The sequence below is a fragment of the Arthrobacter sp. B0316-1-20 genome (assembly GCF_059091865.1).
Map to the genome: position 1 here is coordinate 1 of NZ_JBNHHC010000082.1, position 10,713 is coordinate 10,713.

At 64.2% G+C, this 10,713-nt stretch carries 11 protein-coding genes and 2 pseudogenes; 11 read left to right on the top strand and 2 right to left on the bottom strand.

What is annotated here, in order from left to right:
• Positions 1 to 292 precede the first annotated feature (292 nt).
• The 3 genes from AC5RW2_RS38375 to AC5RW2_RS38385 are packed head-to-tail and all read left to right on the top strand — an operon-like array spanning position 293 to position 2,140.
• Positions 293 to 928, top strand: coding sequence for an SDR family NAD(P)-dependent oxidoreductase (locus tag AC5RW2_RS38375; protein WP_493986449.1), 636 nt, complete (start codon positions 293 to 295; stop codon positions 926 to 928).
• On the top strand, positions 837 to 1,364 hold the full coding sequence (locus tag AC5RW2_RS38380) for a phosphotransferase (RefSeq protein WP_493986450.1): 528 nt from the start codon (positions 837 to 839) through the stop codon (positions 1,362 to 1,364). Before AC5RW2_RS38375 ends, AC5RW2_RS38380 begins: the two co-directional genes overlap by 92 nt.
• Entirely contained in the window at positions 1,364 to 2,140 is a 777-nt protein-coding gene (locus AC5RW2_RS38385) for a tyrosine-protein phosphatase (protein ID WP_493986451.1), read from the top strand. The genes AC5RW2_RS38380 and AC5RW2_RS38385 overlap by 1 nt, the downstream gene beginning before the upstream one ends.
• Positions 2,141 to 2,293: 153 nt before the next feature.
• Here the strand turns inward: AC5RW2_RS38385 and AC5RW2_RS38390 are convergent, their stop codons facing one another.
• Positions 2,294 to 2,434 carry a hypothetical protein gene (locus AC5RW2_RS38390; protein WP_493986459.1) on the bottom strand — a complete coding sequence of 47 codons (141 nt, stop codon included), beginning with the start codon at positions 2,432 to 2,434 and terminating at the stop codon, positions 2,294 to 2,296.
• Between AC5RW2_RS38390 and AC5RW2_RS38395 the strand changes: the two genes are divergently transcribed.
• From AC5RW2_RS38395 to AC5RW2_RS38425, 7 genes and pseudogenes are all read left to right on the top strand, one after another.
• Positions 2,373 to 2,735, top strand: a complete 363-nt coding sequence (locus AC5RW2_RS38395; RefSeq protein ID WP_493986458.1) for a hypothetical protein — start codon at positions 2,373 to 2,375, stop codon at positions 2,733 to 2,735. The two genes, AC5RW2_RS38390 and AC5RW2_RS38395, sit on opposite strands and share 62 nt — an antisense overlap.
• A 122-nt stretch (positions 2,736 to 2,857) precedes the next feature.
• Positions 2,858 to 3,202, top strand: coding sequence for a hypothetical protein (locus AC5RW2_RS38400; protein ID WP_493986452.1), 345 nt, complete (start codon positions 2,858 to 2,860; stop codon positions 3,200 to 3,202).
• 222 nt (positions 3,203 to 3,424) lie between these two features.
• Entirely contained in the window at positions 3,425 to 4,009 is a 585-nt protein-coding gene (locus tag AC5RW2_RS38405; protein ID WP_494032157.1) for a hypothetical protein, read from the top strand.
• 301 nt (positions 4,010 to 4,310) lie between these two features.
• Positions 4,311 to 5,000: pseudogene (locus tag AC5RW2_RS38410) on the top strand (IS1634 family transposase); the annotation flags it as partial.
• Positions 5,001 to 5,634: 634 nt separating this feature from the next.
• Entirely contained in the window at positions 5,635 to 7,182 is a 1,548-nt protein-coding gene (ltrA, locus tag AC5RW2_RS38415; protein WP_494075162.1) for a group II intron reverse transcriptase/maturase, read from the top strand.
• A gap of 86 nt (positions 7,183 to 7,268) precedes the next feature.
• Positions 7,269 to 8,131, top strand: a pseudogene (locus AC5RW2_RS38420) (IS1634 family transposase); the annotation flags it as partial.
• Positions 8,132 to 8,135: 4 nt separating this feature from the next.
• Positions 8,136 to 8,468: a DUF6278 family protein gene (locus tag AC5RW2_RS38425; RefSeq protein ID WP_493986456.1), complete on the top strand. Its 333-nt coding sequence runs from the start codon at positions 8,136 to 8,138 to the stop codon at positions 8,466 to 8,468.
• A gap of 235 nt (positions 8,469 to 8,703) precedes the next feature.
• Here the strand turns inward: AC5RW2_RS38425 and AC5RW2_RS38430 are convergent, their stop codons facing one another.
• Entirely contained in the window at positions 8,704 to 8,940 is a 237-nt protein-coding gene (locus AC5RW2_RS38430; RefSeq protein ID WP_493986457.1) for a type II toxin-antitoxin system Phd/YefM family antitoxin, read from the bottom strand.
• A gap of 553 nt (positions 8,941 to 9,493) precedes the next feature.
• Here AC5RW2_RS38430 and AC5RW2_RS38435 point away from each other — a divergent pair.
• Positions 9,494 to 10,660, top strand: coding sequence for an IS481 family transposase (locus tag AC5RW2_RS38435; RefSeq protein ID WP_494037352.1), 1,167 nt, complete (start codon positions 9,494 to 9,496; stop codon positions 10,658 to 10,660).
• The last annotated feature ends 53 nt before the right edge of the window (positions 10,661 to 10,713 follow it).

The following is a 10,713-nucleotide window of genomic DNA, read 5'->3' on the forward strand; positions in this document are numbered from 1 at the left end:
ATGGTCTTGATCATCGTTCGTCGTCTCCTCCGGGGGTGGGCGCTTCGTCGGAAAATCCCACGCTATCAAGCGAACGGTCGGTTGGGGAACAGCGGAAGCCATCGAACCACCGGGGTAGGGGTCCGTCAAGGGCGGCGAGCGGGTCGGCGAGGTTCGCGTGGACTGGGGCCGGTATCAGCGCCTCTCGCTCGTCGTTCGATCGGAGGCAGCGGTGTTGACCACCAAACAAACAGGCGGTAGATTCACCTACGGGTATCCGCACCTGAACATCGAGAGCTGAAACGAGGATGCCATGAGCCAGCCGACACCGTTGGAGCAGCGGAAATCCTGCGGACCTCGCCGCGGGCCGCGCCGCAGGCGCAGTGTGATCCTACGTTTCACGAATCCACGAACGCACCTACCGACAGGGACCAGCGGGGCGGTCACTGACATAGAGAGGCACACTCATGGGACACAGGTCGAGGGAAAGGTCGCCTACATTACCGGGGCGGCACGAGGGCAGGGGCGTAGTCACGCCGTTCGGCTCGCGGAAGAGGGAGCCGACATCATCGCGGTCGACACGACGGCGATGATCGGGACGGTTCCGTACCCGCTCGCGTCAGCCGACGATCTCGCCGAGACGGTGCGGCAGGTAGAAGCGGTCGGAGGACGAATCGTCGCGCGCGACGCGGACGTGAGGGATTCCGCAGTGATCTCATCCGCAGTCGAGGCCGGCGTATCCGAGTTCGGAAGTCTCGACATCGTCGTTGCCAATGCAGGCATCTTCTCGCCGGCCGACAGCCTCCGGATGTCCGACGAAACCTGGCAGGACACGATCGACGTGAACCGTCGTGCGAATGCAGATCGAGGACTGGTATCGACACTGGCTGACGTTCACGCGCAAGGCATCGCCGAGCGAGGCCTACATGATCCACTTCCTGATGCGTAATGTGCCGGAGAATCCTGCGCGGCCCTCGATGGTCCACTCCGATTGCAGCTTCCACAACGTGATGCGCAAGGACGACCGTCCCACGGCGCTCCTGGACTGGGAGACTGCCCATCTGGGGGACCCGGCCGAGGATCTCGCGTACGTCCAGGACGTGGTGACGGAATACATGACTTGGGACCAGTGGATGGAGCACTACCGGCGGCACGGTGGCGTCGACGCGACTGAGCAGCAGATCGCCTTCTACAAGGTGTTCATTGCGTTTCGCAACGCCTGCACGACAAACAAGGCGGCGGCGCGCTTCCTGGAGGGTTACGTCAACGTCCGACAATTGCCCCTGGGATACGAGTTTTCAGCACGGTTCCGACGCGACGGCATCCGTGCGATCGAAGATTATCAACAGACAGACTCGAGGAGTCTTCAGAACGGAGTGCGATAGTGACCAACGACCAAATGACACCGATCGTCCTGGACGGTGTGAGCAACTTCCGCGACCTGGGTGGCCACCGTACCGTTGACGGCCGTCATGTTCGTCGCGGACGGGCCTTTCGCTCCAATAGCCTCGACCGCTTGACCCCGGCCGGCCGCGAAGCAATCCGGCGACTAGGAGTCCGCGCCGTTGTCGACCTCCGGGCGGCCTCGGAACGTGAGGCGAACCCGGCACCTGATCTTGAGGGTGTGCGCTACATCGTTTCGGACAAGCAAAGCCCCAGTGATGTCGCTCAGTCGATCCTTACCTTGAACGACGCGCCGGAGAACGAATGGCGCGAAGGATGGAAGAAGTTCTACAACGCGTTGCCCATCGCTTTCGCTCCCGAATATCGGCAGCTGTTCCGCGTCCTTCTCGATACGGAGGATCCGGTCGTGGTGAACTGTTCGGCCGGAAAGGACCGGACGGGAGTCGTGTCCGCGCTCCTTCTGTCCAGCCTCGGTGTTCCCCGGGAGACGATCGTGGCTGACTATGTCAGCAGCGACAGAGGGTTGGGTACCAACCGCGCCGTCGTCCGGATGTTGTCGGACGACATGTCGGACCGGTTCGGCGAACTCCCCGACTACGCGCGGGCGTTGATGCTGGGCGCCGACCCGTACTTCTTGAAGGTGACTCTCGAGAAACTCGACCAGGACTACGGATCCGTGAACGGATACTTGGAGATGCGCTTGGGCGTGAGCCCGGTCGAGCTCGAGCGTCTTCGCGAGGTGATGCTGGAGCCATGATTCGACCAGTGAAGGATGGGTTCGTGGCGCGTCTGCGCGTGTCCGAGACTCCCTCGGTCCGCCACTGGATGGGGACCCCTTGCCGCTGGAGGTCGGGTTTACGGTGAGGACCATGACTGAATAGGTCGCGGATGGCAACTGGACCGACACGCGTCATGAGGTGTGCGAGGACGTGATTGCCAAGATCACGATCAGCCGGCCCGAGGTCCACAACGCCTTCCGGCAGCAGACGATCTGGGAGATCGCGCGGGCGCTGACGATGGCGGGGGACGATGAGTCGGTCGGCGTGATCATCCTGACCGGTGAGTGTGACGAGGCCCTTCTGTTCGGGCGGGGACCAGCGCGTGCGCGGCGACTCGGGCTGGACGGGGAAGCCACTGGCGGTTCGACGTCACGGAACTGCACGTGCAGATGCGTCGCACGCCGAAGCCCATCGTTGCGATGGTCGCTGGGTGGGCGATCGGCTGCGGTTTCGCGGCCAGCATCCTGTCGGATCTCGTCGGTCCGAAGAAGGCCAAGGAGACTTCGTTCATGTACCGTCAGTACGACGCGCACTAGTAGTACTTTGTTAGGTTTTCCGGCGAGGGTCTTTTAATCCGCCGGCGGTCCTGTTAATTTCCTGTCCGTTCCCCGGTCCAACAACACCGGACTCCAGATGACGCCCTGCGGCGAGCGGAAGCGCTTGCCCGGAAGATCAATCTTCTCCTCGACACCATCATGGACGCGTCCGGTCAACCGTACGAATACCAAGCGATCTGCGATGGCGCCAATAAAGCGGGCTACTTTATCTCCCGCAGCCGGTGGTCGCTGCTCAAGAACGGCAAGGTCCAGCACGTCCCGGACGAGTGCCTGCGCGCCATTGCAACGGTTTTCGATGTGAATCCCGAATACCTCCTCCAGGAGGACGGCCCGCTTCCCGAACAGGTTAAAGTCCTGCTTCCACAACTGCGGATCAAGAGGCTCTCTGAAGTACACGATTTCGCCGCCAGGGCACTGGGCCATGTGGACCCTGAACGGTTTGAGGCCATTGCGAAGGTCTTGGACGAGGCTATCCAATCATGACGACCGGCACGGACACGAAGGCGGCAAGGCGATGGCCAATCAGAGGACTGCGGAAATGACCAACAGAACTTCTGCTGCCGCGCAAAACTCGACGTCCTCCGTTCCTGAGTCGTGGGCGCTGTGGGTGGCCGCCGGCGCCTGCGCTGCACTTCTGGCAGTTGTCGCAGTCGTCATTGTTGGCTTGTTCTCTCGCAGGCATCACCAGGGGACGCTGACGCCCCGATGAAGGAGACCAACCCAATGCCGGAGCCCAGAGATTTGGCCGCCAGTTCTGAATGGTGGACGCGCACCCAGTGGGCGCTGGAAGCCACAGTCTCGGGGAACGTAAGGCTGAACGACTACGGCCTCAAGATGCTCGGCGCTCTGGCGAAGAGCGAGATGGCGGATTCCGAGGAAAAGGCGATGTTGGATGCAGTCTGGCAAGTATCGTCCACCGGGATGCACGACGAGGCCATCGACCAACTGATCGAGGACGTCAGAGCGGTGAAAAACCCCTCAGAGTCAACGGACGCGTCGCCGCGCATTTCCGACGCTGATGAAGACGAGGCGTCGGCATCAGTCCGCCACAGGGCAAGAACTTATCGCAGGACCTACGATCCGGCGAACAAGGAGCAGGTGCTCTCCACCCTGCGTCGGGAAATCTTGGCAGCCCGACTGAAGGTCACCCTCGATCCAAAGCTGGGACGCGAGACCTCGCAGAGGGTAAAGCTCCTGTCAGAGATGACCCTGCCGCCGCTCGCCAGGCAGTTCCGCCGTGCCGATGATGCCCCGGCAGCCAGCCCAGACGCAAACAAGGAGCACGAGTAAGGCCGCAGCTGCTGAAGCCTTGACGATCCTCGTGTGCGTTCCGCTGGTTGATCGGCGCCCGCTAGCTTGATCGGTTGGAGGTATTTTTCACGACTCCGTCAGGGGACGGACCCGCCCACGGCTTTGCAGTGGACCAGAGGACCCGCCGGATGACGCGAGTAGCATCTTGGCGGGCATGTGGCGGAATCTGACCTGAGTTGCACACCTGAGCGCTGATTTCGTGTTTTCTCGAGCGTTTCCCCTTGTCAGGGGTTTGCTTGCGAGCTTTTTGGGGCACTAATCGGGCATCTAAGATGGGTTCGTGGCGCCTTTTCTGCGGAAAGTGAAGACCGCGTCCGGCGCGACAGCGGTCCAAATCGTTGAAAAGCGCCGCGGTGTCCGTACCATCATTGAGCACCTCGGCTCGGCCCGCACCGAGGCTGAGCTCGCGGCGCTCATGCGTGCCGGGCAGGAGAAACTCAACCCGGCCCAGACGACACTGGACCTCGGAACCGATTCCGGTCCGGATCCGGCCCGCGCGGTCGTGCAGTCCAGTGCCTCCCGGCTGCTGGTCCATGTTGTCCGCTCCGTCTATGATTCCCTGGGCTTCGATGCGGTGGCCGATGAGGCGTTCTTTCAGCTCGTGCTGGCCCGGCCGGTCGAGCCGACCTCGAAGGCCGACAGCATCCGGGTCATCGACGAGCTCGGCATCCCGCCGGTGCACCGGAACACCTTCACGAACGCGCTCAAGCGCTGCAGCACCAATGACTACCGGGACCAGGTGGCCAGGGCCTGCTTCGCCCACAGCGTCTCCACGACCGGCATCAGCCTGCTGCTCTACGACGTGACGACCCTGTATTTTGAGGCCGAGAAGGAAGACGACTACCGCAAGGTCGGCTATTCCAAGGAACGCCGGGTTGACCCGCAGATCGTCGTCGGCCTGCTGGTCGACCGGGCCGGCTTCCCGCTGGAGATCCACTCGTTCGAGGGCAACAAGGCTGAGTGCGACACGAGGTCGCATGTAGTAAGTGGATCACGATAATGGAGGACCAGATGGTGACGTGATTCCCGGTCCGTGCTCGGTGGCCGGTCTCCGCCTTGGCGTGCGTCGCGGGCAACTGCGGGGTGCGAAGCCCAAGGTTCAAGCCGAAGGGTCCTCGTTCCTTCCGAGGGCTACGGGTGAGGAGAAGGACGGGCGGGCGAACACGCGTGAACCCTTGGTTGATGCCTCGTCATGTTGAAGGTCCGGGTGGAAGGGATGCAGTACCGGGCCGAGGTCAGGGACGTGCCGCTGGAATGCGGCAGATGCCGGCCGCTGATCTGCAAGCGGTCGGATGAGCACCATCGTCCCCGGGGTATAGAGGGCGCCCACTCCGTTCGTGTCTTATGCATGTGGAACGTGGAAACCCCGTCTGGGTCCAGCCCAATGGGCTGGTAGGCCGACCGCAAGGAAGGCGCAATCCCCAGCCGGGAACAGGATGACCCGAGAAGCGAATGCCGGTGCGCCGAAAGGCGACGGGAAGGACTCCACCAGCGACGGCCGCCTCCTGGCCGTGGTGGCGTCGAACCGGCCGGATACGAGCTGAGTGCTCGGCCCGAGAGGGAGCCCACGCGGGTCAGGTTAGTTCGTGAAGGAGACGATGATCGTGACGTCAGTATCCGCGGGGACGTTGGACGCCGCCACAGTGGCGGCGAACGGACCGCGGGACTTTCCCGAGGACTGGGACCAGATCGACTGGACCCGCGCCGAGGCGGAGGTACGGCGGCTGCGGCAGCGCATCTTCACGGCGTCAAGGGCAGGCGAGCACCGCAAGGTGAGGAGCCTGCAACGGTTGATGCTGCGGTCCCGGGCGAACGCGCTGGTCGCGACGCGCCGGGTTGCGCAGGTCAATCAGGGGCGGAGGACCGCGGGGATCGACGGCCTGACCGCATTGTCGGGACCAGAACGGGCAGATCTTGCCCGATGGGTCCAACAGCGCGGCCACAGGCCCCCGGCCCTGCCGGTTCGCCGGATCTACATCCCGAAGGCGAACGGCAAGCGCCGCCCGCTCGGCATCCCCGTGATCGCCGACCGTGCGTTCCAGGCCGTGGTGCTCAACGCACTGGAGCCCGAGTGGGAGGCCCGGTTCGAGCCGCGAAGCTATGGCTTCCGGCCCGGCCGGGGATGTCATGACGCGATCGAGGCCATCTTCACTGTCTGTAAGGGCAAGAGCCCGACTCGGGCGTGGGTCCTCGATGCGGACCTGACTGCGGCGTTCGACCGGATCGACCATGATCGGCTGCTCGACCACCTGCACGGGTTCCCCGCGAGGGAGCACGTGGCCCGATGGTTGAGAGCCGGAGTGATCGAGAACCGGCAGTACGCCCCGACCAGAGAAGGCACGCCGCAAGGCGGGGTCATCAGCCCGCTGCTGATGAACGTCGCTCTGCACGGGATGGAGACCGCTGCTGGAGTTCGGTACAAGCCCTGGCGCTCGACGCGCGGTTGGTCAGCACCGGGGACACCGGTGGTAATCAGGTACGCCGACGACCTCGTGGCGCTCTGCCATTCACGGCAAGAGGCCGAGCAGGTCAAGGAACGCCTCGCCGCGTGGCTGGCGCCCCGAGGGCTGTCATTCAACGAGGACAAGACGCGGATCGTGCACTTGTCCGAGGGGTTCGACTTCCTCGGGTTCAACGTCCGCCACTACCGCAGCCCGGGGAAACTGTTGATCAAGCCGTCGAAGGCCGCGGTCAAGCGGTTCCGCGGCCGGCTGCGCGCGGAGGTGCGTAGCCTTCACGGCGCGCCCGCGTCGGCGGTGATCAGCAGGCTCAACCCGATCCTGCGGGGGTGGGCGGGCTACTACCGGACGGTTGTGTCCAAGAAGGTCTTCATGGACATCGATTCCACCCTCTGGTGGACGATGTTCAAGTGGGGCAGACGCCAACACAACACGAAGACCGGCCAGTGGATCGTGGACCGCTACTTCGGGCGGTTCAATCCGGCCAGACAAGACCGTTGGATCTTCGGCGACCGAGAGACCGGCGCCTACCTGCGGAAACTGTCGTGGACGCCGATCCGCCGTCACCAGATGGTCAAGGCCGACGCGTCTCCGGACGACCCGGCCCTGACCCTCTACTGGGATCAGCGACGAAGGCGCCACCTGCCACGCGACACACCAGCACCAGCGCCTCGCTACCCTCGACGCCCATAGGGACTTGCCTGAGCCGGATGCGATGAAAGTCGCACGTCCGGTTCTGAGGGGGCCCCGGCCCGGCAACGGGCCGGGGCTACCCGACGACCGCCACTTTGATCCCGGTCCTGAAAGCGTTCCAGGAACGCCACCATGTCGCCGACATGGTCGTCGTCGCCGATGCCGGCATGCTCTCGAATGCGAACCTGCAGGCCCTCGATGACGCGGGTCTGCGGTTCATCGTCGGCTCCCGGCAGACCAAAGCACCCAAAATCTGGCCGCCTATTTCCACTGGCACGGCAGCCACCACGAGGACGGGCAGACCGTGGACACGATCACCATGCGCGCCAGGGCCGCGGACCCCTCCCGCACCGACAGACGCGCCGAACCCGACTGGGACCCGGAGAAGAACACGGACCAGTGGCGGGCCGTGTGGCAATACCGGCGGAAGCGTGCCCTGCGGGACCGGCAGACCCTGACCCAGCAGCGCAACCGGGCCCTGGCGATCATCGAGGGCCAGTGCCGGCCGAAGACCGCCCGGTTCGTCCGCACCACCGGCAACACCAGGAGCTTCGACGAGACCGGTTACGAGCGCGCCATGGACCTCGTCGGATGGAAAGGATACGTCAGCAACATCCCCGCCCGAACAATGGCGGCCACCGAACTCATCGGCTCGTATCACGACCTCTGGCACGTGGAGCAGTCTTTCCACATGTCCAAGAGCGACCTGGCCGCCCGACCGATCTTCCATCGGACCAGGGAAGCGATCGATGCGCACCTGACGATCGTGTTCACCGCCCTCGCCGTCGCACGCTACCTGCAGGACAAAACCGGGCTGAGCCTGAAGAAGATCATCACTCTGCTCAAGCCCCTGCGCGAAGTCACCATCAGCGTCGGCGGACACGAACTCACCGCCGAACCCCAAATCCCGGAAACAGTCCACCAACTACTCAAGAAGCTGGGGCACTAAACGTGTGCAACTCAGGTCTGATGCCCGAAGCGGACGGAGTGCAGGTGGACGAGACGGCCTTGACTACGTCGAGGCCAGACTGGGCACCTGGATGGCTAAGCCACGCTATGCGGGCAAGGCTGCCACCGGCGCTTCGCTGTTCCTCGGAGACCTGCTGGTGGCCCGGATCCAATCGGCTGAATGGCGCCTCCTGATCAACGGCTATCCCCTGACCACCCTGTGGCCGGGGCTTGATCTGGATGTGCTGGCCGCCGGCAGGGCCCGCCGGGGCACAGGCGCACCGAACTTCGTGGAGCTGTACCGTCATGTCCTTGGACGTGCCAATGAGGGGCGGTAGTAACGGACGTGCGCAGTGTTGACCCCGGCACGCGTCCGGGCGCCCCGCGGGCGGTCGCACTGGCACGCGGCCGGGTCGAAACGGCGTGCCCGGGTGGCTCTGCCGAGGCGTCAGGGGGGGTCGCAGCGGTCACGCCCCGGAGCCTATCGCCGGATCAGCGTCCATTCCCAGAGCTAAAGGCCCCAGCCAGAGCGCTACCGGGAGGCACGGAATCGTGGACCATGGCTTGAACGAGTTAACCCTTGTGTCTGGTCTCAACGTCGCGCACGGACCCCAGAGCCGACATGAGGCGCTGCGCGTTCCTGGGCGAGGCCAGCAGGTAGCTTGTTTCCACCAGTGCGGCGTACTCGTCCTTCGACATCAAAACGGCGGATCCGCGCTTTGACACGATCTCAACCTCGGTGCGGTCGAGGTTGACTTGTTCGATGAGACGGACAAGGTCGCGCCGGGCTTGTTTCGCTGTTACGGCCATCGCTGCCTCCTGGTTGTACGAGACATGTTACTGGTTGGCCTTGGTACATCCTGGGCGAACATCGAAGGGCGCACATGACTGCTGACCTCAGTGCAGGCGGCTTCTGAAACCGCCACGGTGGCTGGCCGGCCCCGTGGTGTCGGTTTGCTTGACCAACTGTGCCTCCCTGGTGTGTTTATCAGCCAGGGGAGACAGCCGCCTACGGGGATTGTGGGTCGCCGATGTTGCCTCCGGTGGTCGCCCGGTCATCCTGTCGCGGTTCGCCTGCCTGGCACAGTCTCACACCGACATTCAACTCGTTGGGCGATAGCTGACTCGGGTGCGGCTGCGTCGAAGCTGTGCCCCTGGCGGGCTGGTCCGTGCCCGGATCGCAGCCGTCCGCCTGCTGATTTCCGTCGGGTCCAGCTCACTTCTGTCAGCGCCGGTCGAAAGTTGAGCCGTTTCGCGGGGCGAAAACTGAGCCACGTTGACGGGAGTTATTCTGTGCGGTCCGGACACATGGGTGACAGTTCGTTAGCGGGACATCCCTGACACTCTTGCACAGATGAGAGTGATGAGCGTGAATGACCGATGGCTGGAAATCCTGCTGGCGCCGGTGCGGGACGGTATCCCGGTTTCTGAGGTGTGCCGCCGCTACGGCATTTCCCGGCAGAGCTTCTATGAGTACCGCCGCCGTCTGTGGGCGGAGGGAACTGCCGGGCTGCAGCCCAGATCCCGGCGCCCTGCGACCTCTCCGGCCAGAACCGCCGACGAGATCGAGTCGCTGGTGGTACGCCTGCGGGTGGACAACCCGCGCTGGGGCGCGCGGGTGCTGCGGACCAAGCTCGTCCAGGCCGGCCTGGACCCGGCGCCGGCCGTGTCCACCATTCATCGGGTCCTCAAGCGCCACGGACTGGTCACGGCACAGGCGCGCCGGACCCCGAAAACCTGGAAGCGGTTTGAACGGCACGCTCCGAACGATCTGTGGCAGATCGACGGCACCCAGGTTGCCCTGGCCGATGGCTCTCGGGCATGGATCGTGGATCTGCTCGATGACCATGCCCGCTTCTGCATCGGTGCGCACGCCGTGCGCCGCTTCACCGCCCAGGCGGCCTGGGCTGCCATGGAAAAGGCAGTGACCGAACACGGGGCCCCGCGGCAGCTGATCAGCGATAACGGCCTGCAGTTCCGCTCCCGCAAGGGCCAGAAGCCGGTCCAGTTCCAGGAAAAGCTCTCCGCCCTGGGCATCAGCCAGCTCAACTCCCGGCCCCGGCACCCGCAGACCTGCGGCAAGCTCGAACGCTATCACCGCACCTTCAAGGAGTTCTATGCCGACCACGGCCCGGCGGCCGGAATCGAAGAGCTCCAGGCACTGTGTGACCGGTTCCGCTGGCACTACAACCACGAACGGCCCCACCGCTCCCTGGAACAGCAGACTCCCGCGGCCGTCTACGGCATCTCCCGCAAGGCCTCACCCGAAGACAAACGCCGCGTGCGGACGGCTCCGCGGATCCTGAAGGTCTCTTCCGCCGGCTCCGTGAACTTCCGCAAACGCAAGATCAACGTCGGCCAGTCCTTCACCGGTCAACACGTGCGCATCGTCGAAGGACCCGAGCACGTCACGGTCTGCCACCACGGCACCGGAGAAATCCTCCGTGAGCTCGTCCTGGGACCGGTCGGCACCTACCACGGCAGCGGCAAAACACGCGGCCGTCCCCGCAAGACCGCCGAAGCCGCATAGACTGTCAGCGATCTCCCGACAACACAGTGTCAGGGATGTCCCCGGACCGTACA